This window comes from Rhodococcus sp. UNC23MFCrub1.1, assembly GCF_000686025.1.
Taxonomy (GTDB): Bacteria; Actinomycetota; Actinomycetes; order Mycobacteriales; family Mycobacteriaceae; genus Rhodococcoides.
Map to the genome: position 1 here is coordinate 256146 of NZ_JMLQ01000005.1, position 26604 is coordinate 282749.

The following is a 26604-nucleotide window of genomic DNA, read 5'->3' on the forward strand; positions in this document are numbered from 1 at the left end:
GAACAACTGAGAGATACACCGGTGTCGAGGGGAAAATGATGTGATCCACTTCTCAGGGCGCGGAAACTATGTTAAGACATACAGACATGGTTCGAGCGTCGCTGGGCGGCTCGGACCCGCCACGCCGACGATGGGATGTCATGTCTTCGCAAGTCAGCACCACGGGAAGTGCACTACCGCCGGACGCACCCGGTCCCCACTCGCGTCGCCTCGGCGTCATCGCCGTGGTGGCGACCTTCGGTGGCCTGCTGTTCGGATACGACACGGGCGTCATCAACGGCGCGCTGGAGCCGCTGAAGGAGGACCTGTCGCTCACGGCCTTCACCGAGGGCTTCGTCGTCAGCATCCTCATCTTCGGGGCGGCCATCGGCGCACTGGTCGGGGGTCGACTGTCGGACAAGTACGGCCGTCGGCACAACATCCTGATGCTGGCCGGCATCTTCGTCCTCGGCACTCTGGGCTGCGTTCTGGCGCCGTCGTGGGAGGTGCTGGCAGTGTTCCGCTTCATCCTCGGCCTCGCGGTCGGCGGAGCGTCCGCGACCGTGCCGGTGTACCTCTCGGAGGTCTCACCGTTCGAGCGCCGCGGTTCCCTGGTGACGCGCAACGAGGTCATGATCGTCAGCGGCCAGTTCGCGGCCTTCGTGATCAACGCCCTCATCTTCAACATCTGGGGCGAGCACGACTCCGTCTGGCGCTACATGCTGCTGGTCGCCGTGTTGCCCGCGTTCGCACTGTTCTTCGGCATGCTGCGGATGCCCGAGAGTCCGCGCTGGCTCGTCTCGCAGGGCCGGGACGACGACGCCCTGGCGGTGCTGAAGCAGGTGCGGTCCCCCGAACGTGCGGAGGCCGAGATGGCTGAGGTGCACGCGCTGGCCGAGGAGGAGAAGCTCTCGCAGACCGGCGGCGCGGCCGACCTGTCGGTGCGGTGGATCCGACGGTTGATCTACATCGGTGTGGGACTCGGTGTGTTCCAACAGTTCACGGGCATCAACTCGGTGATGTACTACGGCACCCAGCTCCTCGGCGACGCCGGATTCTCGAGCAGCTCCGCCATCATCGCGAACACGCTCAACGGCCTCTTCAGCGTCCTGGGCATCACGGTCGGCCTGCTCATCATGAATCGGATCGATCGCCGAACGATGCTGATCGCGGGCTTCTCACTGACGACGCTCTTCCATCTCCTGGTCGGACTGTCCGCACTGCTGCTGCCGGACGGCACCGCCAAGGCATACTTCATCCTCGTCTTCGTCGTGCTCTTCGTCTTCTGCATGCAGGGTACGATCGGGCCGCTGGTCTGGCTGATGCTCGCAGAGATCTTCCCGCTCAAGATTCGCAGCTTCGCCATCGGTGTCTGCGTGTTCATGCTGTGGATCGCCAATGCTGCCGTCGCACTGGCCTTCCCGCCGGTGGTCGACGCGCTCGGCATCGCGCCGACGTTCTTCATCTTCGTCGGACTGGGCATACTGGCCCTGGTCTTCATCCTCACGCAGGTGCCGGAGACCCGCGGTCAGAGCCTGGAGGAGCTCGAGGCCCGGTTCCGCCGCGAGTACTCCTGACACGATCACCCCACTTCGAGAAGGACGGCGAGACATCATGGCAGTACTGGTGGCAGTGACCGACAGCGACGAGGGCCGACACGCACTGTCGGAGGCGGTGTCGGAGGCGCGCATGCTCGAGACCGACGTGATCGCGGTGAATCTGACCCTCGGCGCGCTAGACACGAGCGACGTGGGCGGTGACGTGGCGGTGCGAGTGATCGACCGGGCGGGGCGCGAGGACCGCGACCCGGTGATCGCGGTGATCGACGAGATCGAGGCGCACCCGGAGGTGACGCGACTCGTGATCGGGATCAAGAAGCGCAGTCGGGTGGGAAAGGCGTTGCTGGGCAGCGTCAGTCAGCGTCTGCTGATGACGTCACCGGTGCCGGTGCTCACCGTTCGACCCAGCTGAGCCGAACGGTGAGCGGTGGCGGAGGTCAGACGGTGCAGAGCGGGCGGATCTCGTTGCTGCCCTGAGTGGTCGGCGACGTCAACAGCAGGCAGGCGTTGTAGCCGCGGCTCTCGACGACGCTCCGGATCTGCTTCCACTGATCGGCACTCACCTGCGGCGACCGCGACAGGACGAAGCCGGACGTGCGGAACGGATCGCCCACCAGCGCCCACGAGTAGTCGTCGGCGATGTAGGTGACGATGTAGTTGGTGGGTCCCTCGGGATTGTCCTGGGTGGGCACACCGGGGAAGCTCACGTGCAGCTGCGCCTGCGTGACCGGATCGTTCACCCGGGCGTTGCCGATGATCTCGTTGGCTCCGCCGTCCCAGCGGGTGCAGTTGTTCTGCACGCGCACGTTGCTGGGGTCGAGCACCTGGTAGTTGGCCCGGGTGTCCTTGGCGCAGTTCAGGTTGAACGGCTGCGGGACGGCCGCGATCTGCCACCAGTCACCCGCGTAGCGCTGGACGTCCAGCTGAGCGATGGGCTGCAGCGGCTCGAACAGGGGCTGCGCGGACGCGGCGCTACCGCCGGCGAGCAGAGCTCCGGTGACCAACGCTCCGGCGACTGCCGTGCGGATGATGCTGCGGATCATGAGGTGACTCCTTCTTTCGTGGCGTTCGGACTGTCTTCGGAGTGCGGGTCGAGTTCGGTCGGCCACCAGATGCGGGGACCGATCAGGGTGAACAGGGCCGGAATCACGATCGTGCGGACCACGAAGGTGTCGAGCAGGATGCCGAGGCCCACGACGATCCCGAGCTGCGTGAGCAGAATGAGGGGCAGGACGCCCAGCACGGTGAACACCGCGGCGAGCACGATGCCCGCACTGGTGATGACCGCGCCCGTCGACGCGACGGCGCGCACGATGCCCGTCCGCGTCCCGTAGGACGGTGTCTCCTCGCGTGCCCGGGTGACGAGGAAGATCGTGTAGTCCACACCCAGGGCCACGAGGAACAGGAACCCGAACAGCGGCACGTTGTCGCCGAGGGCGGGGAAGCCGAAGATGTTCTCGCTGGCCCAGCTGCCGATGCCCAGAGCCGCCAGCGTGCTGAGCACCGTCGTGGCCACGAGCACCAGGGGTGCGAGGGCCGACCGGAGCAGAACGAACAGCACCAGCAGAACCACCAGCAGGATCACCGGGATGATCACCAGGCGGTCGCGAGCTGCGGCATCGGACGTGTCCAGCGCCTGCGCATCGCTGCCGCCCACCAGAGCGTCGGCACCCGTGATCGGAGCGACAGATGCACGCAGGTTCTCGACCGCGGCGAACGCGCCGTCGGAGGACGGTTCCGCGTCGAGCACGACGGACCACTCGGTGAGACCGGTGTTTGAGGTGCCGGGCCGGGAGTCCGCAGTTCGGGACACCGACACCACGCCGTCGGTGTCCTGCAGCGCTGCCTCGACCTCCGAGGCCGCCGCGGTCCGGGCGACGACCACGGTCGGATCTGACTGCCCCGCCGGGAAGTGCTCGGCGAGCGTGTCGATGCCGGTGACGGATTCGGCGGTGACGCGGAACTGCTCGGTCTGCGACAGGCCCACGTTCGTTCCGACGAGGCCGAGAATGCAGACGGCCAGCGCGACCAGCGACACCGCCGCGGCGCGGCCGGGTCGACGACCGACGGCGTTGGCGACGCGGAAGAACACGCCCTTGTCCGTCGGCTCGGGATCGCCCACGCGAGGAACGAACGGCCAGAACAGCTTCCGGCCGAACAGCGAGAGCAGTGGCGGAAGAACGAAGAGCACGAAGACGGCGGCGACCACGAGACCGGCCGCGGCCAGACCGCCCAGGCTGCGCGTACTCGGCAGAGTGCCCAGCAGCAGCGTCAGGAGCGCGAGCACCACCGTCGCGTTGCTCGCCACGATGGCCGGGCCGGCGCGTCGCACGGCATGGTGGAGGGCAACCCGGTGGTCGCTCTCGCGGCGCAGTTCCTCGCGGTACCGGGAGATGAGCAGCAGCGCGTAGTTGGTCCCGGCGCCGAACACCAGGACGCTGGTGATGCCCGAGGTGCTGCCGTCGAACGAGAGCCCGGTGAGCCCGGACACTGCGGTGCCGACCGTCGAGGCGACCCGGTCACCGAAGCCCACGACGGCGAGCGGCACGAGCCAGAGAACCGGTGACCGGTACGTGGCGATCAGCAGCAGGGCCACCACCAGCGCGGTGACGCCGAGCAGCGTGACATTGGCCCCGGAGAAGGAGTCGGCGATGTCGGCGGCGAACGCGGGACCGCCCGTGACCTGCGCCGTCAACCCGTCGGGGAGGCCGTCGGTGGCAGAGGTGCGCAGCTCGGTGACCAGATCGGCCAGTCCCGTTCCGGACTCCGACGTCGACACCTGGACGGGGGCGATGGCCGCCTCGCCGTCGGGTGCGGGAACGACCGGGGCGTCGGGCGCACCCGCGTCCACCCCGCGCTCGACACCGTTCATCCGCATCCTCGCGGCAGCGACGTCGGCGAGGTCCTGTTCGGACAGGGCGCCGCCGTCGGCGCGCGTCACCACGAGGATCACCGGCGAGAGGTCGGAGTCGGGGAATTCCTCGAGCAGGGCGTCGACCCGTGCCGATTCCGCGTCCGAGGGGAGCGATGTCGGCGAACTCTCGGCGGCGGAGTTGCTCCCGACGCCGCCGATGAGCGCGCCGGCGGCAAGGACGACGAGCAGGGCGACGATCCAGGACCGAGGCCCCGAGACGAGGCCGGCCACGCGGTTCCACACAGAGTTGTCGCTCACCGGAAAAGTGTCTCAGTTAGTTGATCGTTAAGCAACTGAGACATTGCTCGGAGGTCCGGCGAGTACGCTGACACCCGAGTTTTCGAAGGAGAATCTGTGTCAGCACACGAACGGTCGGAGCGGTCCGACGCGACCGACGCCGACGGTGCCCGGCGCGATCTCGAATCCACGATCGCCGCCGACATGCGCGCCATGACAGCCGAGTCGGATCAGCTCGGCCGTGTGTTCGGCTCTCGACACCACCTCAGCGCGAACGACTTCCGAGCCCTGCTGCACATCATGGTCGCCGATGTCGGTGGACGTCCGGTGTCGCCGGGCGAGCTCGGCTCTCTCCTCGGACTCTCCTCCGCCGCCATGACGTATCTGGTGGAGCGGATGATCGCGTCGGGTCACATCCGCCGCGAACCCGACACGCGGGACCGACGGCGGGTCATCCTCCGCTACGACGAGCCGGGAATGGACGTCGCACGGCAGTTCTTCGGCCCGCTCGGACAGCACGTCCACGAGTCGCTGTCCGCGCTGCCGGACACGGATCTCGCTGCGGCGCACCGTGTGTTCGGAGCTCTCACCGACGCCATGCAGACCTACCACCAGGAGATCAAGAGCACCGGGTGATCAGGCCCCGAGCTTCTGAGCGAGCATGACGATGATGCCGCTGGGTCCGCGCACGTAGGTCAGTGCATAGACACCCTCGTAGTTCGCGACACCGCGCAACGGGTGGCAGCCGTGCCGAGCGGCCACTGCCAGAGCCTGCTCGAGGTCGTCGACCTCGAAGGCGACGCGGTGCATGCCGATCTGATGCGGGAGCGTCGGTTCCGTCTCGATCATGGTGGGATGGCGGTTCTGGAACAGCTCGATGCGGCCCGCCCCGTCCGGCGTCTGCAGCATCGCGATGTCGGCGTGATTGCCGTCGAGACCCACCGCCGTGTCGGCCCACTCGCCCTGGACCGTGTCACGGCCGAGGAGTGTCAGACCCAGATCGGTGAAGAACGCGATGGCCTCGTCGAGGTCGCGTACCGCGATCCCGACGTTCTCGAGTCGTATCGACATCGCTCGACTCTAACGACCGGTGTGCTCCACGATGACGTCCTTCACGCGATCGACGTCCGCGGGGACGACATCGAAGCGCTGCGGCAGGTCCTCGATGCCCTCGAACGCCGGCGGACGCTCGGGTTCGGTTCCCAGCGCCTCCCGCACGATGTCCGCGAACTTCGCGGGCAACGCGGTCTCGAGCACGATCATGGGCACGCCCTCGCGCAGGTTCCGGCGGGCGACACTCACGCCGTCGGCGGTGTGCGGGTCGATGGTCACGCCGTAGCGCTCGGACACGTCGCGGATGGTCTCGACGCGGTTCGCGTGCGTGCTGCGGCCGGACACGAAGCCGAACTCCTGGATGCGATCGAACTCGGGAGTACCGGAGAAGTCGAAGCCGCCGTCGGTGTCGAGCGCGCGGAACAGCTCACCGAGCCGGACCGCGTCCTGATCGACGAGGTCGTAGAGGAAGCGCTCGAAGTTGGACGCCTTGGAGATGTCCATGCTGGGGCTCGAGGTGTGGTGGGTCTCGGCGGCCGCGCGGGGACGGTAGACACCCGTGCGGAAGAACTCGTCGAGGACGTCGTTCTCGTTGGTCGCGACGACGAGCTGGTCGATCGGCAGGCCCATGCACCGGGCGATGTGTCCGGCGCACACGTTGCCGAAGTTGCCGGACGGCACCGAGAACGACACGCGCCGGCCCGGCCCGTCCGTCGCGAGGAGCCACCCGTGCACGTAGTAGACGACCTGCGCGACGACTCGACCCCAGTTGATCGAGTTGACGGTGCCGATGGCGTGGTGCGCCTTGAACTCGGCGTCCTTGGAGACGGCCTTGACGATGTCCTGGCAGTCGTCGAAATTCCCCTCGACCGCGAGGTTCACGATGTTCTCGTCCTGCAGGCTGAACATCTGGGCCCGCTGGAAACTGCTCATCCGGCCGTGCGGGCTCAGCATGACGACGCGGATGTTCTTCTTGCCGCGCATCGCGTGCTCGGCGGCGCTGCCGGTGTCACCCGATGTCGCGCCCAGGATGTTGAGCTCCTCGCCGCTGCCCGCGAGGGAGTACTCGAACAGGTTGCCCAACAACTGCATCGCCATGTCCTTGAATGCCAGCGTCGGGCCGTTGGACAGCCCCAGGAGATGGAGCGAGGTGCCCTGCTCCTCGCCGAGTGGACGCAGCGGGGTGATGAGTGACGTGTCGTCGCCGGGTCGGCCGTTCGAGTAGACCTCGGCGGTGTACGTCCGGCGCGTGATGTCGCGGAGGTTCTCCGCGGGAATGTCGTCGGCGAACTTCGAGAGCACCTCGAAGGCGAGGTCGGCGTAGGACAGTGAGCGGAACGACTCGAGCTCGTCGGCGGTCAGCTGCGGGTACTCGGCAGGCAGGTAGAGACCACCGTCGGGGGCCAGGCCGCCGAGGAGGATGTCCGAGAAGTGCTGGGGCAGGTTGTGACCCCGCGTCGACTGATACTGCATCTTCGTCTCTCTCGTCCGGTGGCGCGCCCGGCTGACAACTGTGCCACATCCGCCGGTCCGGACCGGATCTGGTGCAGTGAACCGTGGAGAGCACGGTTAGCTGCACCGGGTCAGCCGGTGACGAAGCGTCGCACCTCGGCCGCCACCTCGTCGGGCCGTTCGACGAGGTCCCGCCACGTGTACCGCAACACCGTCCACTCCCTGCTGAGGACGTTCTGCCGGATCCGGTCGCGGTGGAACGCGGCGCTGTCCGAGTGGAAGGCCCACCCGTCGATCTCCACGCAGACCCTGGCGTGCGGGAACGCGAAGTCGAGGATGTAGCCCGCGTACGGCAGGTTCACCCGCAGTCCGGTGATGTGTGCGGATCTCATGATCCTGCGGAACAGCCGTTCGGCCTCGGACCGGGCACCGCCCTCGGCGGCGCGCAGGAGCTGCTCCGCTCGCACGTACCCGCGACGTCCGGGGTTGCGAGCGTGCGCTCGTCGGAGATGGTCGAGGGTCATCGTCTTCTGCAGGGCGCGATCCATGACCTCGGGGCCCAGCACCGTGGACGCCTCCAGAACGGTCAGCGGCGTCCTCGTCACGAGGACACGGCGCACGATCACGACGTCGATGCTCGGCAGGTCGCGCCGGCGCACCCGGACGCCGGTGATTCCGCGACCGGAGCCTGTCCGGGGCACGGTCACCTCGATCGTCTCCGGGGCCCGCGGAAGCATGCGATACCAGTACGCGGCTGCAGGACCGGACAGCGCGCCCGTACTCGTGGACCACACCGCGCACCGGATCCGCGCGTCGTCGGTGAACGGTCGGTCGACGGCGAAGAACACTCCGCGACTCGTGCGCCGCCAGCGGCCGGTGTGGACGCGCCACTCGATGGCCTCGGGGGTGAGTCCGGCGGTGCGGGCCTGCGCGGTGGTCACCACCCCGTCCTGCTCGGCCAGCAGTCTCTCGATCGTCTCGCACTGGACGCGCGCGCCTCCGCGGCAGTTCCGTGGATCGGATCCGGTGCAGTGAACCGGGTACAGCACGGTCGGCTGCACCGGATCACGGCCGCTCCGGCCCCGGCTGGCAGTGCGGGCACCACCAGGTCCGCCGTCGTTCCGGATCTCCCGGCACCTCGGCGACCACGCGGACGGTGGTGCCGCATCGCAGGCACGGCTTGCCCGCGCGACCCGCCACCCAGTGCTGCCGACCTGGCCGGGTGTCTCCGGTGGTCACCTGCATGGCCCGCGGGGTGGACACCGAGTGGCGCATCGCCTTGCGAGTGAGGGCGACCAGTCGAGTGGCATCCACGTCGCACGCCGGCACCCACGGCCCGAGACCACGAAGGAAACACAGTTCGTTGGCCCACAGGTTGCCCGGCCCGGCCATGACGCGCTGGTCGAGCAGTACCGCGACGATCGGGCGCGGGTCCCGCGCGATGTTCGCCGCCGCCTGCGCGGCGTCGAAGTCGTCGTGCAGCGGATCGGGGCCGAGATACGACAGCGCCGCGTCGGCGTCGCGAGTGGTGGAGAACTCGACCACCGGGAGCAGCAGCCCGTACGCGGTGGGCCCGTCGCGCACGGCCAGCCGCACGCGCACGTCGGGATCGAGGCGACGGGGCAGTCGTCGGCCGGGGGCGGTGACGGTCCACGACCCCGTCATCCTCAGATGCGTGTGGAGCGTCAGGTCGCCGTCGAGATCGGTGAGCAGGTGTTTGCCGTGCGTCCGGTGCCGTTGGATCGTGCGTCCCGCGAGGTTCTCCGTCGCATGTGCGGGGACGTTCAGCCGGCCCTCGGCCAGTTCCCGGCCGTCCAGCGCCGCCCGCAGACGTGCTGCGAGCGCGTGGACCGTGTCCCCCTCCGGCACGTCAGGTCCAGTACAGGAGCTGCGCCGCGGGCAGGACGTCCCGTAGTTCCTCGGTGAACCAGCTCTTCATCTCCGCCATGGTGTCCTTCGGGTAGACGTACTTGACGCCCCCGAACTTCGACCGCTTGGCCGAGCGCGAGTCCTCGTCCATCTCGAGCTTCGTGGCCGGGTACCAGCTCAGCAGCACGTCCTTGCTCGACGGAGTGAACCGGTGCGTGATGATCTCGGCGGTGAGGTCGACGTCCGGGACGTCGGCCAGCGCCGCCGCGATGTCGGCGAGGAGCTCGCCGTACTGCTCGCGCCAGCCGGGCACGGGCATGATCGGAGCGATGGTCACGCCCACCGGGTACCCCGCCTGCGCGAGCGCACGCAGCGCCGCGATGCGCGCGGGCATCCGAGCCGTGCCGCCCTCGAAACGGTTCCCGATGTCGCGGGCGTTGACCGACAGTCGCACCCGGGTACGCCCGCCGTGGTCGAGGCCGACCAACTCGGTGACATCGTCGAACTTGGTGGTGAAGCGGAGGGAGGCGCCGGGTCCGAACTCGCCGGCACCGACCCGCGAGATAGCGGCGGCCAGTGATCCGGTGACGTGCTCGATGCCGAGAGGGTCGGTGTAGCAGGACATCTCGAAGGTGGTGCCCTCGTGTCCACGCTCGACGGTGCCGCTGGTGATGGTGCCGCGGCCGACATGCGTCGCGATCGGGGCCAGGACGTCGTCGAGATTGGCGTACACCCGAGTGACAGGTGGGCCCGACAGCGAGCCGGCGAGGTAGCAGTACTGGCAGTGCGCCGGGCAGCCCTTCGCCAGGTCGATGCGCCAGTCGGCGCTGGGTGGGATGGGTTGCGGCTTCAGCGCACTGGGCGGAGCGACCACGACCGCGAGCGTCGACTTCGCCCGCGCGTAGGTCTCCCGCTCGGACTCGCCGCGCAGCCCCGTGAGGCGATCCGCCGGGAGGACGTCGATGTCCGACACACCCGCCGCCTCGCACCGCCGCACGATCTCGGCGGTGTGTGGCAGTTCGGCCGCCGACTTGGTGATCATCACCCGCCGGGGTGTCCACAGGCGGGTCGGAGTGAGCAGTGCATCCGTCATCACCCGATGTCAACGCTCGGTGTCGCGCGATCCTTCCCGCTGGTGATCGCGATTGCGACGCAGCGCGTAGGTGCGTAGCTTGCTGAAACCGCGCACCCGCAGGGGGCGTAGCGACTTGAGGTAGAACTCGTCCTCGCCCGACAGCGCGTCGGCCGTCTCGCTGTCCACCAGCACCGTGCCGGGGTGTGCGTTGCTGGTCAGGCGGGCGGCCATGTTGACCACGGACCCGTACAGGTCGCCGAAGCGGGCGAGCACCGGACCCACGGCGATGCCGACGCGCAGCGCGGGAACGTCGTCCCGGTCGGCGAAGGCGTCGTGCAGCTCCAGGGCGATCCGTGCCGCGTCCCGGGGGTCGGTGGTCTGGAACATCACCTCGTCGCCGACGTTCTTCACCACCGATCCGTGGCCGCGGGCGATGATCGTCGTGGCCACCGACTCGAACTCCTCGAGCAGTGAGGTCAGCTCGGAGACATCGAGTCGACGGGTGAGCGAGGTGTAGCCGACCATGTCCGCGAAGCCGACCGCGAGCACCGTGTCGGTCTCCCCGCTCGACTCGACGGACAGTGCGCGCCCGGCCACCGCGGCGAGATGGCGCCGCCACACGTAGTTCTGCAGTTTCTCCATGGTGGGCACCGTGTCTGCGGCGGTGACCCGGGACTCCGATCGAATGGCGTCCGGATCGGCGGCGTCGGCAGCGATGCGCGAGCGGATGTAGGAGTTGACGACGCCCACCTGCCACTCGGCCAGTCGTGACATCGACTGCCCCAGCGTCCGCGCGACCGCCACCTCCATCGACTTCTCGACGACGTTCTCGTCGACGAGTGTCGTGAGCAGGCGCAGCGCCTCGATGTCGGCATCGGTGAACATGACGGCGTCCGGATCCGGGCTGACCGGGAAGCCCATGGCGATCCACAGTTGTTGCGCGCGTTCGAGATCCACGTTCGCCAGCTCGGCGACCTGATCGCGGGTGTACGTGGGTTCCTCTCCCAGCAGAGTCTGTTCGACCTCGTTCTGCCGGAAGGTGGGCCGGCCGGCGTCCGGTGGGCCCTGGTCAGGCATGGTCGAGAGTCCGCTCGTAGACCGCCCGGACCTCCGCGATGTGCTCGTCCAGTGTCTCCGCCGTCCAGTCCGTCGTCGGGATCGGTTCTCCCACAGTGACGGTGACGGTGCCGGAGTGCGCGGTGAACGAGGACTTCCACATCACGTCGCCCGCTCCCTGGAGGATCAGGGGAACCACCGGGACCCCGGCCGCCATGGCCAGATGGAACCCGCCCTTCTTGAAGCGCCCCAACCGCTCCGTCGGCATGCGGGTGCCCTCCGGGGCCACGGCCACCGACACGCCGCTGTGGAGCTTGTCGATGGCCGGCTTCATCGCTTCGCGCGCCGCGGCGTTGTTCGATCGGTCGACGTAGGCCACGTCGAAGAGAGCCCCGAGGGGGGCGAACCGGGGGTCGCGGCTCAGTTCCTTCTTCGCGACGGCCGTGATGTCCCGACGCAGGACGCGGGCGACGACGATCATGTCCATCGTGGACTGATGGTTGAACAGGAACACCGCCGGTCGGTGGCTCCAGGCGTTCTCCTCGTTCACCACGTTCACCGTGATGCCGGTGAGGGCCAGAGCGACCTCCGGTGCGACGGCGTTGGTGACGTTGGCGCCCACTCGGCGGCTGCCGCTCAGCACGCCCAGGGTCGCACCCAGTCCGGCACTCGCCAGGACCGAGCCGAGGGCGGCGACGCTGCGCACGGTGGACGTCAGATCGGCTCCGCGAGTGGGCCTGCGCAGCTGGACACGGGACCAGCCGCGGTCACGCGCTGTGCGGTCGAGTTCGGGGTCCGCGTTGAGCGCGACGGGACGACCGACGGTCTCGAGCATCGGGACGTCCTCGATGCCGTTGGAGTAGCCGAAACACACGGACGTGTCGACGCCCTCGGCCGTCGCCCAGTCCTCGATTCCCTCGGCCTTGCGCGGACCCCACAGCGACCGGCCGTCGAGGAGGCCGGTGAGGACGCCGTCCGGCCCGATCTCGGGGTGGGTGCAGATCAGGTCGTCGAAACGGAGGTCGTCGACCACGGGCTGAGCCTGGTACGGGGTTGCGGACGTCGACATCACGACGCGGTGACCGGCCCGGCGATGCGCGGCGACGAGGGTGCGGACCTGCGGAAAGATCTGCGAAGCGATCTCGGAGCGGAAGAGCCGCTGCGCCTGCTCCATCAACTCGTCGTGCGTCTTGCCGGCCAACGCGTGCACGGCCTTGTCCATCAGGTTGTCGACGGTGGTCCCGCGCACCCTCATCTCCACGACGGCGCTGCTGATCTCCCACAGCTCGAACAGGTCGACGTCGAAGCGGCGAAGACGTTCCTTGAACACGGCGGTCGCGGAGTAACCGTCGATCACGGTGCCGTCGAAATCGAAGAACGCCACCACGTCCGGACCCTTCGGAGCCTGTGCGACCTCGTCGAGTAGATCCTGGAACGTGTGTGCTGGGTGAGTGCTGGTCACCGGTGTCCTCCGGAAGCGTTGTCTGGTCGATCGGGTGCGTCCGCACCGTCGACGGAGTCGAGGGCCACGTGCACCATCGTGCGGATACGTCTGCTCACACGTCCCCACGCCGCGATGTCCGCAGCGAATTCCTGACGGCGGGAGGCGATGTCGTCGTCCTCGGTGGACAGGAGACCACGATTGTCGGCCAACTGCAGGGCGGTGTCGAAGAGCTCGTTCGAGATGGCCTCGCTGTGCTCGAGCTGCTGTCGGAGTCGCCGCGACTGCGCGACGCCCAGGCAGTCGTCGAGGAACGACACCTTGTCGAACTTCGCACCCGGTGTGAGGGTGAGCAGCTGGTCGGCCACCACCTGATACGCCTCGAAGATCGGCTGCAGTACCCGGTGCGCCAGATGAAAAGGCTGCGACTGCAACGACTTCAGCGCGTATCCGGGTCGATCGAGACCGGTGCGCCAGTGCGGATCGATGAGATCGACCTCGGCTTCGAGGCGCTCCCCGAACTCACGCTTCTCGCCGAAGAAGAACTCGAACTTCAGCATGTCCCGCAGTTCCAGCGCGGACTTCCACAGATCGTCGGCGGCCACCTCGCCCGTGGGGCAGTCCTCGGTGCGTAACACCACCAACTCGCCGATCGCCCGCATCACGAAGAAGTGAATGGCGTTGTTGCGGAAGAACGACGCGACGAGATGCTTGTCCTGCGCGAGCAGGAACAACGGCTCCGGGCCGTCGTCGAAGCGCCGCACCACACCGGCCGCGACCTGCGCGCGAACAGCGGCCGTCATGACGTCGATGTCGGTCAGATCCACCCCACCCGCCGTCGGGAGACCACGCTGCTGGATGTACGACGCCAACGGCTCGATGATCGACCACATCTCACGCTTGTTCAGCGCGCGGTCCTCGATACCGAGCATCGCCATCGCCACCAGCGCCGCCGGCGTCACCGGAGTGGACTCGTTGATGGCGTGCGACACCGCCAGCGCCGCACGCTGCACCGCGACCCGCTTGTCGTCGTACTCGTCGAGGAACTGCCGTGCCGACATCGGAGTCCCGAACCGCAGGTAGACGGTTCCGCGTAACTGGCCCTGGGCGCGGACGTACCCGATGGCCATCCGGATTCCCTCGGCCTGCTTCGTCGCACCGTGCGACTCCTTCGCCATCTCGCCGACCTCGTGCAACCGGTCGTAGGTGATGGACGTCGGGACGAGGTACGCATCGGCCGCCGTGCTGTTCTCGAGCGCGTCGAAGAGGTAGGTGAGCAGGCCGAAGCGCGGAGGCCGGAGCTTGCCGGTGCGAGACCTGCCACCCTCGATGTACCACTCGAGGTTGAACTTTTTGCTCAACAGGAAGCTCATGTACTGGCGCAGGGTCCACTTGTAGACCGCGTCGGAGAACTTGCGCTGGATCAACACCACACCGCTGCGCTTCGCGAGCGGGCCGATGGGCCAGAACCCGACGTTGATGCCGCCCATGACGTGATTGAGCGGGAAGCCCTGCTCGAGCAGGGCGGGGCGCAGAACCAGCGGGTCGAGGTAGGAGCGGTGGTTCGGCAGGAAGACCAGGGGGAACGACTTGTCCAGATCGCGCAGCTCGGCGAGCTTCTCGGTGTCCACCTCGACGCGGTAGGCCCGCGAGAAGAAGGCACCGAGCTGGCCCCAGAGTTCGACGGCACCCTTGTTCTCGGTGGCCACCATCTCGTCGAGGATCTCGTGAACCCGAGCATTGACCGCCGACACCGGGGTGTCCACCGAGGCCGCCAACTCCGCCAGATCGGCGCGGAACTGCGAGCGCTCCGTCATCTCCTCGACGACGAACCGCGGCACCTTGTACTCGCTGCCGATGACCTCACGCTCGGCCTTGTCCAGCGTGAGGCTGGCCTGCCGCGCGATGTAGGACGACAGGGAGCGGCCGGCCGTCGCCTCGAACCGCTCACGCAGCGCCGACAACGAGGCGGGCTCACCCTCGATGATGCGCGGCTCACCGCGGCGTGCCCGGCCCACCCGGAGACCGAATCCCTTACGCGGAGCCTTGGTCCAGCTCACCCGCAACGGAGTGATGAGTGGATCAGCGCCACCGGCCCGCTCGGTGAGTTCGTCGAGGGCCTTGCCCGTCATGACGACCGACTCCGGACGGCCGTCACCGTGGTGGCGGTCGATCCAGTCGTCGGCCGCGTGGACGTCGACGTCGGAGACCGCGTCGATGAGGAAGACCTGATCGTCGGAGGACGAGGATCTCCCCGTCAGCGGATGCTCGGTCGAATCCAGTTGAGACATGTCCGCTCGCCTTCCCCCTCCGATGCGCCACCGGTGGTGGGCCGTGCACGTGATGGTCCGCAACGCTACGCCCGGGACAGGTACCCCGGTGCCACTTTCACGAGCCGCCCCGGCCGCGGAACCGAAGTGGTGCCTCCGTCACGACATGTCGACCTTCTCGTTGTCACCCACGTCCGGCTTGTCGCCCGTGATGCGCGACTTGGCGTACGCGATGAGCGTCGAGACCTTGGACCCCGGCGCCGACCAGAACTCGGCTCCCTCCGACTCCACCCGGATGAGGACGACCTCGTCGGACTCGGGACCGTTCTCGAACCACGCGGCGACGCCCTGGCTCCAGAGATCCTTCTTCTTCGCGTCGTCCAGCACCACGCTCGCGCGCCCCGACAGCGAGACCCACGACGTGCCCGACTGGAACGAGACGTTGACCGACGGATCGGAGCGGATGTCGGCCACCTTCCTCGAGTCGTTCGCCGCGAAGAACCACAGATCGCCGTCGAACTCGGTCTCCTGCAGAGCCATCGGCCTCGCCTTCAGGTGGCCGTCGGTGCCGTGGGTGGTGAACATGCAGAGCTTCGCGTCGGACAGCAGTTCTGCGACGCGGGCGGTGCCTTCGGTTCTCTCGTCAGTAGTCATGGGGCACGGCTACCCGCGGTGGTGGTGGCGCAACCGGACGTGCAGGACTCGGTGCGTCGAACGGTGTCGGTGGGTCGTGCAAAACTTCTGTCGCGTCCGTTCTGCCCCACGCCCGGACTCGCCGATCCCCAGCCACGACCCGCTCCACTCACGACGAGAGGCACCCGATCATGAGCGCTCCCGCCCGGCGCCGCGCCCCCCGACCCGGCGAGGCGCTGTCCGCCGAGGACCTCTCGACTCTCGAGGCGGGGCTCGCGGCCGGTCGCCGCGTCACCGTCTACCTGCGGGAGGCGACGCCGTCCCTCGGCCTCGAGGCGGGCGCCTCGGCGCGGGTGATCTCGGTCGACGGCACCACGGTGACGGTGAGCCCCAAGGGCATCGACGACCAGCTGCCGTACGAGGCGGACGAGTTGCGTCTGAGCAAGGACGCGCCGGCGCCGGCGCGCAAAGCCACGAAGGTCGCTCCGCGCACGACGGCGGCGCGCCCGACAACCCGCCCCGCCGTGGTCCCACCCCCCGTCGTCCCACATGCAGCGACGCCCCGATCGGAGACTCCCGTGCCCGAGAAAGCAGCACCCGAGAAGTCGGTGGCCACGCCGGCTCTCGCGCCGGAGACGTCGGTGAAGCCCGCGGCTCGGCCGGCTCGGCGCACGAAGGCGCAGCCCGCGCCGGTGTCGGTGACCGTGACGTCGGGGCCCGACGATCAGTGGACCGTCACCGTGTCGCACGGTGCGAAGAAGCTGGCCAAGCCGTCGGACGTGACGGCAGACCGGGTCCTCCGCGCGATCCGCGAACTGGGCGACGATGTGGCTTCCGCTGCCGTCGAGGACAAGATCGAGGCGGCTCGTGCTGCCGCGCTCGAGCGGGTCGAGGCCCTGAGTCGGGAACTCGACGAGGCACGCCGCGCGCTCGATCGACTGAAGAACCAGTAGAAGCGTCGCGTTCCGGGTCCCGCGTATTGCTACGGTGTGCGTGACCTCGGAGGGGATACATGCTCAAGAAACTCGTGCTCGTTGCCACCACAGCGCTGGCGCTCGCCGGCGGGATCGGCGCCGGAACCGCGTCGGCCGCACCCGTCGCCGTGCTCGGTGGCGGATCCGGAGTGCTCGTCGCAGACAGCACCGGCAAGGGCAAGTTCGACTGCACACTGACCACCATCGGCAACGACGCCGCCGGTCGACTCGTCGGCATCACCGCAGGTCACTGCGGCGTTCCCGGTGATCTGATCGGCGCCGAGTACCTGCCCGACGCGGGCGCCGTCGGCCGCATCGTGAGCTCGGTCCCCGGCCTCGACTACGCCGTCATCGAGTTCGATCGGGGCCGCGTCGCACCGACCAACCGCGTCGGCAACGTGACCATCACGGGCGTGGGGGCGCCCGCGACCTTCCCCGGCATCATGTGCAAGGAGGGCCGCACCACCGGTAACACGTGCGGCATCACCTACGGGGAGCTCTTCCAGAACGACCGCACCTACACGCAGATCTGCGTCCAGCAGGGTGACTCGGGCGGCCCGGTCGTCGCCGGCACCACGTTGGTGGGCATGGTCAACGCGTACCTGGGCATCCCGTGCATCGGTCCCGAGGTGGGCACCAACATCCAGACGGTGCTCGACGACATCAACCGCGGCGGCGGCGTCGGTACCGGGTTCACCGTCACGGGCTGATCGCCGGACCCCAGCCACACGACGAAGGCCGTGACTCCCGAGAGGGGGTCACGGCCTTCGTCGTGTCGGCTGGGTGGAGCTGTGGATCAGTTGACGCGCAGGCACGCCTTCAGCGTGGTGAGGTCGCCGGCGAATCCGGGGCCGTCGCAGGTGACGCCGCCGAGGGAGTCGACCGTGACGGTCGAGCCCGGTGCCGCGATGGCGATGGACAGACCCGGGTTCAGGCCGAGTGCCTCGGCGACGGAACCCGGTCCGAACGCGATGGCGGCCGGTGCCGCGTAACCGACGGCCGAGCTGCTGGCGATGCCGCCGTTGAGGCCGAGCGCCAGGGCGAGGGCGTTGCGGCTGGCGTCGGCGGACGCGTCACCGTAGGCGGCAGCGGCGCTGGAGGCGTCACTGGTCGCCGAGCACAGGCCACCGGCGGGCACGGCGTCCGCACCGAATGGTGCCTGGCATGCCGTGACCGGTGCGGCCGAGGCGGTGGCGGGCAGGAATGCGGCGACACCGAGTGCGACGGTGAACGCTCCGGCGATGGTTCTCTTGACGACTGACATGACGTGGGTTGCCCTCTCCCGAAAACGATCGACGGCAACGATCGTTGCCGCGTCTTGTCCTCGAAGAATGCCCCCGCCGGGTATCAGCCAACTCTGCCGACGGTCACGGTCAGGTCACGGTCTTGTCACCGCGCGGTCTCAGCTGCAGACGGCGCCCTGCGACGCGGACCCCACGAGCTTGGAGTACTTGGCCAGCACGCCACGGGTGTAGCGAGGCGGAAGCGGTGCCCACTCCGCCTTGCGTGACTCGAGCTCGGCGTCCTCGACCAGCAGGTCGAGCGTGCCGTTCGCGACGTCCAGGCGGATGCGGTCGCCGTCGCGGACGAACGCGATCGGTCCGCCGTCGACGGCCTCGGGAGCGATGTGCCCGACACACAGGCCCGTCGTGCCACCCGAGAACCGACCGTCGGTCATCAGCAGGACGTCCTTGCCGAGGCCCGCGCCCTTGATGGCTCCGGTGATCGCCAGCATCTCGCGCATGCCCGGGCCGCCCTTGGGGCCCTCGTACCGGATGACGACGACGTCGCCGGACGTGATGGTGCCGTCCTCGAGAGCGTCCATCGCGGCGCGCTCACGCTCGAAGACGCGGGCGGTGCCCTCGAAGACGTCGGAGTCGAAGCCTGCCGACTTCACGACGGCGCCGCCGGGAGCCAGCGAGCCCTTCAGGATCGTGATGCCGCCGGTCGGGTGGATCGGCTCGCTCATCGCGCGCAGCACCAGACCGTCGGGATCCGGCGGGGCGATGTCGGCGAGGTTCTCCGCCACCGTCTTGCCGGTGACCGTGAGGCAGTCGCCGTGCAGCAGGCCGGCGTCGAGCAAGGCCTTCATGACGACGGGAACGCCGCCGATGCGATCGACGTCGGTCATGACGTGGCGGCCGAACGGCTTCACGTCGGCGAGGTGCGGCACCTTGGCGCCGACGCGGACGAAATCGTCGAGGGTGAGTTCGACACCTGCCTCGTACGCGATCGCGAGCAGATGCAGCACGGCGTTCGTGGAACCGCCGAAGGCCATGACGACGGCGATGGCGTTCTCGAACGCTTCCTTCGTCATGATGTCGCGCGTGGTGATGCCGCGACGCAGCAGTTCGACGACGGCCTCGCCGCTGGCACGAGCGAATCCGTCGCGACGCTTGTCGGGAGCGGGCGGGGCGGCGCTGCCGGGGAGCGACATGCCCATGGCCTCGGCCGCGCTGGCCATCGTGTTGGCGGTGTACATACCGCCACAGGCGCCCTCGCCGGGGCAGATCGCGCGTTCGATGGTGTCGACGTCCTCACGCGACATCAGGCCGCGCGAGCAGGCGCCGACGGCCTCGAACGCGTCGATGATGGTGACCTGGTGCTCGCTGCCGTCCGAGAGCGTCGCGAAACCGGGAAGAGTGGAGCCCGCGTAGAGGAAGACGCTCGCGAGGTCGAGGCGCGCGGCCGCCATGAGCATTCCGGGCAGCGACTTGTCGCAGCCGGCCAGCAGCACGGAGCCGTCGAGGCGCTCGGCGCTGATCACGGTCTCGACCGAGTCGGCGATGACCTCACGGGAGACCAGCGAGAAGTGCATGCCCTCGTGGCCCATGGAGATGCCGTCGGACACGGAGATGGTGCCGAACTCGAGGGGATAGCCGCCGCCCGTGTGCACACCCTCCTTGACCGCCTTCGCCAGGCGATCGAGCGAGAGGTTGCACGGGGTGATCTCGTTCCACGACGACGCGACGCCGATCTGGGACTTGCCCCAGTCCGCGTCGCCCATGCCGACCGCGCGCAGCATGCCGCGCGCTGCGGTCTTCTCGAGACCGTCGGTGACGTCGCGGCTGCGGGGCTTGACGTCGGCCGTGTCGGCGCTGGTGGAGGTGGTGGCGTCTGCGGGGGTGCTGCTCATGGCAAAAACCCTAGACCGCACCGGAATCACCGATCATCGGGTACCGGACTCGACCTCAGCCACCGTGACCGTTCCGTTATCAACCAGTGACCCGATCGCGACACTCGCGATGCGCTACCGCGTGGTAGCGCTGGCATCGTCATGCCTATCGAGAGCACGTCCCGCGTTCGACGGATCGAGGTGAAGACCGTGAATACACTTGTTGCACAGCCGCTTACGGATGATTCTGCGGTGTCTCCCGCGCCTCGGCCCGCGGCTCGCTCGACGGCGGAACTGTCGGCTCTGCTCCAGGCCGTCGGCCGTGGTGACCGTCAGGCGTTCGCCCGGTTCTACGACGCGACGTCCTCCCGCGTCTACGGAGCCGTGCTCCGGGTGCTCCGCGATCGTGGATTCTCCGAGGAGTGCGTCCAGGACGTCTACCTCGAGGTGTGGCAGAAGGCCCCCACGTTCTCGCCCGAACAGGGGTCGCCGGCGGCGTGGTTGGTGACCATGGCGCACCGGCGAGCCATCGACCGCGTGCGGTCCGAGCAGTCGCGGACCGATCGCGAGTCGAAGTACGCGATGCTCGACGCCGCCGTGGGGATCCACGACACGTCGGACCGCTTCCTCGACCGCCGTCCGGTGCTCGACGCGATGCAGGAACTGAGTGGCCGGCAGCGGGAATGCCTGTTCATGGCGTTCTTCGAAGGTCTCACGTACGCGGAGGCCGCCGATCGTATGGGCGTGCCGGTGTCGACGATGAAGTCGCGGATCCGCAGCGCACTCGCGAAGATGCGCGTCGATCCCCGCGTGGCCTGCCTGGCGGAGTGACCGTCAGCGGCCGTCCGTCACGGGCGGCCCGGACACGTCGCAGTGCATCGGTGTGCGACCCGTCGGGCGATGTGTGCGGATCGAGACGGCGGCGAGTGCCCCGGCGAGAGCCAGCATGGCCGCACAGATGAGCATCGCGGCGCGGAATCCCGACGAGAACTGCGCGGGATCCAGCTGCCCGGAGATGCCGACGATGCCGGGAATCGCGGCGACCGAGAGCAGTTGAGCCGTGCGCGCGACCGCGTTGTTCACCGCGGACGCGGTACCCGCGTGCGATGCCGGTGCCGCACCGATGACGGCCGCGGTGAGTGGCGCCACGAGCAGGGAGAGCCCCACGCCGAACACGACGACGGCCGGCAGCACGGCACCGAGGTAGGTCGATCCCGGCTCGATGCGGATCATGAGTACCAGCCCGACCGCGGCCACCAGTGGTCCCACCGTCATGGGCAGACGAGGTCCGATGCGGCCGGCCAGCGCGCCGGCGCGCGCCGACAGCAGGAGGAGCGCCGCGGTGATCGGCAGTGTCGCCGTGCCGGCGGCGAGGGCCGAGTAGCCGAGCGCGACCTGCAGTTGCAGCAGCAGCAGGAAGAACACGCCGCCGAGCGCGGCGTAGGCCGCGAAGGTCACGATGTTCGCCGCGACGAAGACCCTGGACGAGAAGAGCGACGGCGGCACCAGAGGGTGGGCCGTCCGGCGCTCGACGACCACGAACACGGCCAGCCCGACCAGGCCGATCGCGATGATCGGCCACCGTCCGTCGATCGCCCCGTAGGTCAGTGCCGCGAGAGCGAGGGCGACGACGGCAGCTCCGGGGACGTCGAGTCGGCCGGAGGTCTCGGGGTCTCGCGTCTCGGGCACGTGGCGCAACGCGACGACGACGACCGCGACGGCGAGCGGCACGTTGAGCAGGAAGATGGACCGCCACCCGGCGATCTCCACGAGCCAGCCGCCTAGCAGCGGGCCCACCGCGGACCCGATGCCACCGAAGCCCGACCACAGGCCGATGGCCGCACCCCGATCCTTCGGGTCGATCGAGGCCGACAGGATCGCCAGCGAACCCGGCGTCACCAACGCAGCGCCGATGCCCTGCACGACACGAGCGAGCACGAGGAACTCGACGTTCGGCGCCAGACCGCACGCGACCGACGCGACCGCGAACCAGATCGTGCCCAGGACGAAGATGCGCCGCCGTCCGACACGGTCGCCGAGCGAGCCGCCCAGCAGCACGAACGCGGCGAGCGTCAGGGTGTAGCCGGTGACCGTCCACTGCAGCCCGCTGACGTCGGCGCCCAGTTCGGTCCCGATGTCGGGGAGGGCGATGGTGACCACGGTTCCGTCGAGCAGCGACAGGGTCGATCCCAGCACCGTGGCCAGCACGATCCACCGGCCGCGCGCCGACGACAGGGGGACGGTCGGCGAGGGCGAGGTCACTGGTCGTCGAGACAGACGACGAAGGCGCGCTCGTCGTAGACGTAACTGCGTGACGACGGGCATTCCGACGCGTCGGTCGTGCCCTGCAGGACGTCGACGACCCGGACACCGCCGATCATCGGGGCGTCGCAGTCCGAGCGCTCCGGGTCGGGCGTGCCCAGATCCATGCATCCCCCGACCACGAAGTCGATGTCGAGGCACAGCGCGCCCTGCTCGATGCCGGCGAGCGTCTCGTAGTACGTCTGGTCGACGTCACCGGGACAGAAGTCGGTGGAGACCTCGGCAGACACCACGCGGTAGTTCGATTCGGGAGACCCGCACGCGGCCTCCTCGATGGTGGCCTCGTCGACCGTGCCGCCGAGACGCACGCAGTCACCCGCCTGCGCGTCGATGGAGACGTCGCCGCCGGTGCCGGACGCAGTGGTGGGGACCGGCGGGAGGATCGAATCGTTCGGCAACTCGGGCACCTCGGACGCGGGTACGGAGCCCTGCTGAGCGACGGGGGTACCGGTGATCGTCGACGAGCACCCTGCCAGCAGGGCGACCGCCGTCAGCACGAGGAGAACGGCCGGAGCGCGCCGCGTTCCCGGTCGCCGAGAAATCGTCATGGACGACACTGTAAGCCCGTTGCGCCGTTTGTCCGACGTGTAAGTATTGAGCGGTGGACCTCCCCGTTTCACCCCCGTTGCAGCCCATGCTCGCCAAGGCCTCCAAGACGGTCCCCGACCAGCCCGACTCGGGGGATCCGGCGTGGTCCTACGAGCCGAAGTGGGACGGCTTCCGCACGATCGTCTTCCGTGACGGGGACGAGGTGGTGCTCGGGTCACGCGGTGGTAAGGACCTGGCCCGGTACTTCCCGGAGATGGTCGACGCCGTGCGCGAGGAACTGCCCGAACGATGTGTCGTCGACGGCGAGCTGGTGGTCGCTCTCGAGACCGACGGATCGTGGCGGCTCGACTGGGACTCGCTGTCCGAGCGGATCCACCCCGCCGACAGTCGCGTGCGGATGCTGGCCGAGAAGACCCCCGCGCAGTTCATCGGATTCGATCTCCTGGCTCTCGGTGACGAGGACCTGACCGGTCTTCCCTTCGCCGAGAGGCGTGCCCGCCTGGAGACGATCCTCGACACGGGTCGGACCGAGCCGCGGTGCCACGTGACGCGCGTGACCGCGGACGCCGCTCTGGCCACCGACTGGTTCGACCGGTTCGAGGGAGCGGGACTGGACGGAGTCGTGGCCAAGCGGCTCGACGGCGTGTACATGCCGAACAAGCGCGAGATGATCAAGGTCAAGCACGCCCGCACGGCCGACTGCGTTCTCATCGGGTACCGCATTCACAAGAGCGGCAACGGTATCGGGTCGATGCTGCTGGGTCTCTACAACGGTGACCAGCTCCAGATGATCGGCGGCGCGTCCGCGTTCACGGACGCGAAGCGGTTGTCCTACCTCGAGGAACTGGAACCGTTGCGGCTCGGTGACGACATCGTCTCCGACGGCGAGCAGACCCGCTGGCGCTCCGGCATGGACCGTACGTGGATCCCGGTGCGGCCCGAGCGGGTTCTCGAGGTGGCCTACGACCAGATGGAGAAGTCCAGGCTGCGCCACGCCGCGCGCTTCGTCCGCTGGCGCCCGGACCGGGATCCGCTGAGCTGCACGTACGACCAGCTCGACGTGCCCGCGGACTACGACGTCTCCGACATCCTCGAGAGGTCCTGACCGTGGCCGCGAAGTCGACGCCCGTGATGCTGCAGGTCGGCGAGCGTGAGGTGAAGGTCTCGAGTCCGGACCGCATCATCTACGAGGCCACGGACCGCACACCGGACATCACCAAACTGCAGGTGTGCGAGTACTTCTCGACGGTGGGCGAGCCGTTGATGCGCGCCCTGGGGGACCGTCCCACCGCGATGGAGCGCTGGCCCGACGGGTATCGCGACGGGATGCGCCTGGCCACCGGCCCGCAGGACAAGGGTGGCGACGGCTTCTATCAGAAGCGATTGCCCAGAGGTGCACCCGATTTCGTCGAGACCGTCGAGATCACGTTCCCGAGCCGGAGGCGCGCAGAGGAACTGTGTCCCACCGAGCCGGCGTCGCTGGTGTGGGCCGCCCAGATGGGCACCCTGACCTTCCACCCGTGGCCGGTCCGTCGGCCCGAGGTCGACCGTCCCGACGAGTTGCGCATCGACATCGATCCCCAGCCGGGAACCTCGTTCACCGACGCCCGCCGCGTCGCTCTGGTGACGCGAGAACTGTTGGAGGAACTGGGTCTTCGTGGCTACCCGAAGACCAGTGGCAACCGCGGCATCCACGTGTACGTGCGGATCCGGCCGGAGTGGACGTTCGAGGACGTGCGTCACGCCGCGATCGGCCTGGGCCGTGAACTCGAACGCCGCGACGACGGCGTGACCACGGCCTGGTGGAAGGAGGAGCGCGGTGCGCGCCTCTTCATCGACTACAACCAGAACAACAGGGACCGCACCATCGCGAGTGCGTGGAGTCTGCGGGCGCGTCCCGGCGCCCCGGTGTCGACGCCGCTGACCTGGGAGCGCCTCGCCGAGACCAGCGACCCCCGTGAGTACTCCCTGGTCACCGTCCCCGACTACCTGCAGGACGGCGATCCCTGGGCGTCGATGGACGACGAGGCGTACTCGTTGGCTCCGCTGCTCGATCTGTGGGAGACGCTGCCCGGCGGCGAACTCAACTTCCCCCCGGACTACCCCAAGATGCCCGGCGAGCCGCCCCGCGTCCAGCCGTCGAAGAAGGTGGCCGCCCATTGGGACGAGGACGGCAACCGGGCGCAGGAGTAGGCGACGTCAGTCGGCGACAGGCCGGCGGGCGGCTGCGCGCATCGCCTCGAGCTCGCGGATGATGGTCGCGGCGTCGTGTGGGCCGCTGTGGCGCTGCGGAACCCGGCCCTCGACGCCGAGATAGAACATCGGTGTCCCCGGTAGCTCGCTGGTGAGCGCGTCGAGTTCGTCGTCCTCGACGCGGGTGACGAAGTCGCCGGTCCGGAGGTCGTCCTCGAAGCGATCCATGTCGAGCCCGAGGTCCGCGGCGTAGCGGTCGATGTCGTCGCGCTCGAGGGCGTCGCTGTGCAGGAACAGCGTGTCGTGCATCTCCCAGAACTTGCCCTGTGCCGCAGCAGCTTCCGACGCCTCGGACGCGTACCGGGCATGCGGGTGGTAGTCGTCGAGCGGGTAGTGGCGGAAGATGTAGCGCACCTGGTCTCCGAAGTGTTCCCGCACCTCGCGCGTGCTTCCGGTCGCCTTGCTGCAGAACGGGCACTCGAAATCGCCGTACTCCACGATGGTGAGCGGCGCGTCCACCGGTCCGCGGATGTGGTCCCGCTTCGGGCTCACGCGGCGGAGGAGGTCCAGTGACGGTTCCGCGGGCGGCGGCGCGAATCGGTTGCCGAGCGAGAACACCAGCCAGCCGAGCAGCGCGGCGATCACGGAGGCACTGAGCACGCCGACGCGGGCTTGATCTGCAAGAGCCGGGTCGTCCAGCGCGAGATCGACGATGAACAGCGAGATGGTGAATCCCACGCCGGAGAGCGCGGCGCCGCCGGCGATCTGGGGGAAGGTGAGCCCCGGCGTCATGGATCCCGGCCGGAGCTTCGCGAACGCCACGCTCGCCGTCGTGATGCCGACGAACTTGCCGAGCACCAGGCCGACGACGATGCCCCAGGTCAGCGACGACGTGGCGGCGGCACGCAGCGTCTCCGAGCTCAGGACCACACCCGCGTTCGCGAGGGCGAAGATCGGCACGATGATGAAGGCCGTGTACGGCTGGTAGAGCCGCATCAGCCGCTCGTTCACCGAGACGGCGCGCTCGAGTCCGAGCCGCGCGGCGCGGGCGTACTCCGGATTGGGGGACTGCCGGAACGCGCGGGTCAGCGCGGCGGCATGTTCCACCTCACGCCGTTGCGGCGGGTAGACGGGCAGGATCAGGGCGATCATGACGCCCGCGAGAGTGGGGTGGACGCCGGACTCGTACATGGCGACCCAGGTGACCACCGAGACGAGTCCGTAGCCCGCGCCGCGCCACACCCGCAGGCCGCGCAGCGACGCGATCAGAGCGAGGCCCGCCACGGACACGAGCAGGGGCCCGATCCGCAGTTCGTCGGTGTAGAACACCGCGATGATGGCGAGTGCGCCGACGTCGTCGGCGACGGCGAGGGTCAGCAGGAAGATGCGCAGACGCACGGCTCGGGCGGGTCCGACGACCGCGAGGAGCCCGACCACGAACGCGGTGTCGGTCGAGATCACGACACCCCACGCCGCGGCCTCGGGCCCGGTGGGATTGAGGAGAAGGAACAACGCCGCGGGCAGTGCGAGCCCGGCGATCGCCGCCACGATGGGAACGGCGGCGCGGGACCGGTCGCGGAGCTCGCCCATGGCGAACTCCCGCTTCACCTCGAGCCCGACGACGAAGAAGAACAGCGCCATCAGACCGTCGTTGACCCAGTGCTGCAGGTCGAGCTCGATGCCCTGATCACCCAGCGTGATCGACAGCGGGGTGTGCCAGAACGACTGGTAGGTCTCACCCCACGGCGAGTTCGCCCAGATCAGCGCCACCACGGTGGCGACGAGGAGGAACGCGGCAGCGACGGTCTCGCTGCTGTCTCCCCGACGCGCGTCGGCGATCTTGTCGACCAGGCCTCTGAACCGCGTCCGATGCGCGGTGATCGACTCCGTCACCGCACGAAACTACAGCAGCG

At 68.7% G+C, this 26604-nt stretch carries 24 protein-coding genes; 8 read left to right on the top strand and 16 right to left on the bottom strand.

The features are described from left to right. Window positions 1–140: 140 nt before the first annotated feature. Both BR07_RS0114710 and BR07_RS0114715 read left to right on the top strand, forming a co-directional pair. Complete coding sequence (locus BR07_RS0114710; protein WP_027506098.1) at window positions 141–1556, top strand: sugar porter family MFS transporter; 1416 nt, start codon at window positions 141–143, stop codon at window positions 1554–1556. 37 nt (window positions 1557–1593) lie between these two features. Further along, window positions 1594–1950 carry a universal stress protein gene (locus BR07_RS0114715; protein WP_027506099.1) on the top strand — a complete coding sequence of 119 codons (357 nt, stop codon included), beginning with the start codon at window positions 1594–1596 and terminating at the stop codon, window positions 1948–1950. A 25-nt stretch (window positions 1951–1975) separates the two neighbouring features. Here the strand turns inward: BR07_RS0114715 and BR07_RS0114720 are convergent, their stop codons facing one another. Continuing rightward, complete coding sequence (locus tag BR07_RS0114720; RefSeq protein WP_027506100.1) at window positions 1976–2581, bottom strand: lipocalin family protein; 606 nt, start codon at window positions 2579–2581, stop codon at window positions 1976–1978. After that, window positions 2578–4710 carry an MMPL family transporter gene (locus BR07_RS0114725; protein WP_231476366.1) on the bottom strand — a complete coding sequence of 711 codons (2133 nt, stop codon included), beginning with the start codon at window positions 4708–4710 and terminating at the stop codon, window positions 2578–2580. The genes BR07_RS0114720 and BR07_RS0114725 overlap by 4 nt, the downstream gene beginning before the upstream one ends. Before the next feature lie 183 nt (window positions 4711–4893). Here BR07_RS0114725 and BR07_RS0114730 point away from each other — a divergent pair, with 183 nt between their 5' ends. Then, window positions 4894–5325: a MarR family winged helix-turn-helix transcriptional regulator gene (locus BR07_RS0114730; RefSeq protein ID WP_051613432.1), complete on the top strand. Its 432-nt coding sequence runs from the start codon at window positions 4894–4896 to the stop codon at window positions 5323–5325. Here the strand turns inward: BR07_RS0114730 and BR07_RS0114735 are convergent, their stop codons facing one another. From BR07_RS0114735 to BR07_RS0114775, 9 genes are all read right to left on the bottom strand, one after another. Continuing rightward, window positions 5326–5760: a VOC family protein gene (locus tag BR07_RS0114735; RefSeq protein ID WP_027506103.1), complete on the bottom strand. Its 435-nt coding sequence runs from the start codon at window positions 5758–5760 to the stop codon at window positions 5326–5328. Between the two features lie 9 nt (window positions 5761–5769). Then, on the bottom strand, window positions 5770–7215 hold the full coding sequence (thrC, locus tag BR07_RS0114740) for a threonine synthase (protein ID WP_027506104.1): 1446 nt from the start codon (window positions 7213–7215) through the stop codon (window positions 5770–5772). Window positions 7216–7325: 110 nt separating this feature from the next. Beyond that, a complete protein-coding gene (locus BR07_RS0114745; RefSeq protein WP_027506105.1) occupies window positions 7326–8168 on the bottom strand; it encodes a type IV toxin-antitoxin system AbiEi family antitoxin domain-containing protein in 843 nt (280 codons plus the stop codon). 91 nt (window positions 8169–8259) lie between these two features. Next, on the bottom strand, window positions 8260–9063 hold the full coding sequence (locus BR07_RS0114750; protein ID WP_027506106.1) for a DNA-formamidopyrimidine glycosylase family protein: 804 nt from the start codon (window positions 9061–9063) through the stop codon (window positions 8260–8262). A gap of 1 nt (window position 9064) precedes the next feature. Next, window positions 9065–10156 carry a spore photoproduct lyase family protein gene (locus BR07_RS0114755; protein ID WP_027506107.1) on the bottom strand — a complete coding sequence of 364 codons (1092 nt, stop codon included), beginning with the start codon at window positions 10154–10156 and terminating at the stop codon, window positions 9065–9067. A gap of 9 nt (window positions 10157–10165) precedes the next feature. Beyond that, entirely contained in the window at window positions 10166–11215 is a 1050-nt protein-coding gene (locus BR07_RS24735; RefSeq protein WP_051613418.1) for an adenylate/guanylate cyclase domain-containing protein, read from the bottom strand. Continuing rightward, window positions 11208–12656 (bottom strand): HAD-IB family hydrolase, encoded by a 1449-nt coding sequence (locus BR07_RS0114765; RefSeq protein WP_027506108.1) that lies wholly within the window; start codon window positions 12654–12656, stop codon window positions 11208–11210. The genes BR07_RS24735 and BR07_RS0114765 overlap by 8 nt, the downstream gene beginning before the upstream one ends. Then, the gene (locus tag BR07_RS0114770; protein ID WP_027506109.1) at window positions 12653–14926 is read right to left on the bottom strand and encodes a glycerol-3-phosphate 1-O-acyltransferase; all 2274 of its coding nucleotides are present in this window, start codon (window positions 14924–14926) and stop codon (window positions 12653–12655) included. Before BR07_RS0114770 ends, BR07_RS0114765 begins: the two co-directional genes overlap by 4 nt. Window positions 14927–15064: 138 nt before the next feature. Further along, window positions 15065–15559, bottom strand: a complete 495-nt coding sequence (locus BR07_RS0114775) for a pyridoxamine 5'-phosphate oxidase family protein (RefSeq protein WP_027506110.1) — start codon at window positions 15557–15559, stop codon at window positions 15065–15067. Window positions 15560–15729: 170 nt separating this feature from the next. On the opposite strand from BR07_RS0114775, the gene BR07_RS0114780 reads away from it, so the two are divergent. Both BR07_RS0114780 and BR07_RS0114785 read left to right on the top strand, forming a co-directional pair. After that, entirely contained in the window at window positions 15730–16491 is a 762-nt protein-coding gene (locus BR07_RS0114780; RefSeq protein WP_027506111.1) for a DUF6319 family protein, read from the top strand. Between the two features lie 59 nt (window positions 16492–16550). After that, a complete protein-coding gene (locus BR07_RS0114785; RefSeq protein WP_027506112.1) occupies window positions 16551–17222 on the top strand; it encodes a S1 family peptidase in 672 nt (223 codons plus the stop codon). 86 nt (window positions 17223–17308) lie between these two features. Here BR07_RS0114785 and BR07_RS0114790 read toward each other — a convergent pair whose 3' ends face one another. Next, the gene (locus BR07_RS0114790; RefSeq protein WP_037185983.1) at window positions 17309–17776 is read right to left on the bottom strand and encodes a DUF6764 family protein; all 468 of its coding nucleotides are present in this window, start codon (window positions 17774–17776) and stop codon (window positions 17309–17311) included. 138 nt (window positions 17777–17914) lie between these two features. Continuing rightward, a complete protein-coding gene (gene ilvD / locus BR07_RS0114795) occupies window positions 17915–19648 on the bottom strand; it encodes a dihydroxy-acid dehydratase (protein WP_027506114.1) in 1734 nt (577 codons plus the stop codon). A gap of 231 nt (window positions 19649–19879) precedes the next feature. Between ilvD and BR07_RS0114800 the strand changes: the two genes are divergently transcribed. Further along, the gene (locus BR07_RS0114800; RefSeq protein ID WP_027506115.1) at window positions 19880–20458 is read left to right on the top strand and encodes a sigma-70 family RNA polymerase sigma factor; all 579 of its coding nucleotides are present in this window, start codon (window positions 19880–19882) and stop codon (window positions 20456–20458) included. Between the two features lie 3 nt (window positions 20459–20461). Here the strand turns inward: BR07_RS0114800 and BR07_RS0114805 are convergent, their stop codons facing one another. Together BR07_RS0114805 and lppU are read right to left on the bottom strand one after the other, a co-directional pair. Next, window positions 20462–21889, bottom strand: coding sequence for a DHA2 family efflux MFS transporter permease subunit (locus BR07_RS0114805; protein ID WP_027506116.1), 1428 nt, complete (start codon window positions 21887–21889; stop codon window positions 20462–20464). Then, window positions 21886–22497 (bottom strand): LppU family putative lipoprotein, encoded by a 612-nt coding sequence (gene lppU, locus BR07_RS0114810; protein WP_037185985.1) that lies wholly within the window; start codon window positions 22495–22497, stop codon window positions 21886–21888. The genes BR07_RS0114805 and lppU overlap by 4 nt, the downstream gene beginning before the upstream one ends. Window positions 22498–22550: 53 nt before the next feature. Between lppU and BR07_RS0114820 the strand changes: the two genes are divergently transcribed. Further along, window positions 22551–23603: an ATP-dependent DNA ligase gene (locus tag BR07_RS0114820; RefSeq protein WP_027506118.1), complete on the top strand. Its 1053-nt coding sequence runs from the start codon at window positions 22551–22553 to the stop codon at window positions 23601–23603. Between the two features lie 2 nt (window positions 23604–23605). Beyond that, the gene (locus tag BR07_RS0114825; RefSeq protein WP_027506119.1) at window positions 23606–24691 is read left to right on the top strand and encodes a DNA polymerase domain-containing protein; all 1086 of its coding nucleotides are present in this window, start codon (window positions 23606–23608) and stop codon (window positions 24689–24691) included. A 6-nt stretch (window positions 24692–24697) separates the two neighbouring features. Here BR07_RS0114825 and nhaA read toward each other — a convergent pair whose 3' ends face one another. Continuing rightward, the gene (nhaA, locus tag BR07_RS0114830) at window positions 24698–26572 is read right to left on the bottom strand and encodes a Na+/H+ antiporter NhaA (RefSeq protein ID WP_027506120.1); all 1875 of its coding nucleotides are present in this window, start codon (window positions 26570–26572) and stop codon (window positions 24698–24700) included. Window positions 26573–26604 lie beyond the last annotated feature (32 nt).

Bases quoted from the DNA above. Each gene is read 5' to 3' on its own strand.
- BR07_RS0114710 (WP_027506098.1), top strand. From the start codon at position 141: ATGTCTTCGCAAGTCAGCACCACGGGAAGTGCACTACCGCCGGACGCA.
- BR07_RS0114715 (WP_027506099.1), top strand. From the start codon at position 1,594: ATGGCAGTACTGGTGGCAGTGACCGACAGCGACGAGGGCCGACACGCA.
- BR07_RS0114720 (WP_027506100.1), bottom strand. From the start codon at position 2,581: ATGATCCGCAGCATCATCCGCACGGCAGTCGCCGGAGCGTTGGTCACC.
- BR07_RS0114730 (WP_051613432.1), top strand. From the start codon at position 4,894: ATGCGCGCCATGACAGCCGAGTCGGATCAGCTCGGCCGTGTGTTCGGC.
- BR07_RS0114735 (WP_027506103.1), bottom strand. From the start codon at position 5,760: ATGTCGATACGACTCGAGAACGTCGGGATCGCGGTACGCGACCTCGAC.
- thrC (WP_027506104.1), bottom strand. From the start codon at position 7,215: ATGCAGTATCAGTCGACGCGGGGTCACAACCTGCCCCAGCACTTCTCG.
- BR07_RS0114755 (WP_027506107.1), bottom strand. From the start codon at position 10,156: ATGACGGATGCACTGCTCACTCCGACCCGCCTGTGGACACCCCGGCGG.
- BR07_RS24735 (WP_051613418.1), bottom strand. From the start codon at position 11,215: ATGCCTGACCAGGGCCCACCGGACGCCGGCCGGCCCACCTTCCGGCAG.
- BR07_RS0114770 (WP_027506109.1), bottom strand. From the start codon at position 14,926: ATGTCTCAACTGGATTCGACCGAGCATCCGCTGACGGGGAGATCCTCG.
- BR07_RS0114775 (WP_027506110.1), bottom strand. From the start codon at position 15,559: ATGACTACTGACGAGAGAACCGAAGGCACCGCCCGCGTCGCAGAACTG.
- BR07_RS0114780 (WP_027506111.1), top strand. From the start codon at position 15,730: ATGAGCGCTCCCGCCCGGCGCCGCGCCCCCCGACCCGGCGAGGCGCTG.
- BR07_RS0114785 (WP_027506112.1), top strand. From the start codon at position 16,551: ATGCTCAAGAAACTCGTGCTCGTTGCCACCACAGCGCTGGCGCTCGCC.
- BR07_RS0114790 (WP_037185983.1), bottom strand. From the start codon at position 17,776: ATGTCAGTCGTCAAGAGAACCATCGCCGGAGCGTTCACCGTCGCACTC.
- ilvD (WP_027506114.1), bottom strand. From the start codon at position 19,648: ATGAGCAGCACCCCCGCAGACGCCACCACCTCCACCAGCGCCGACACG.
- lppU (WP_037185985.1), bottom strand. From the start codon at position 22,497: ATGACGATTTCTCGGCGACCGGGAACGCGGCGCGCTCCGGCCGTTCTC.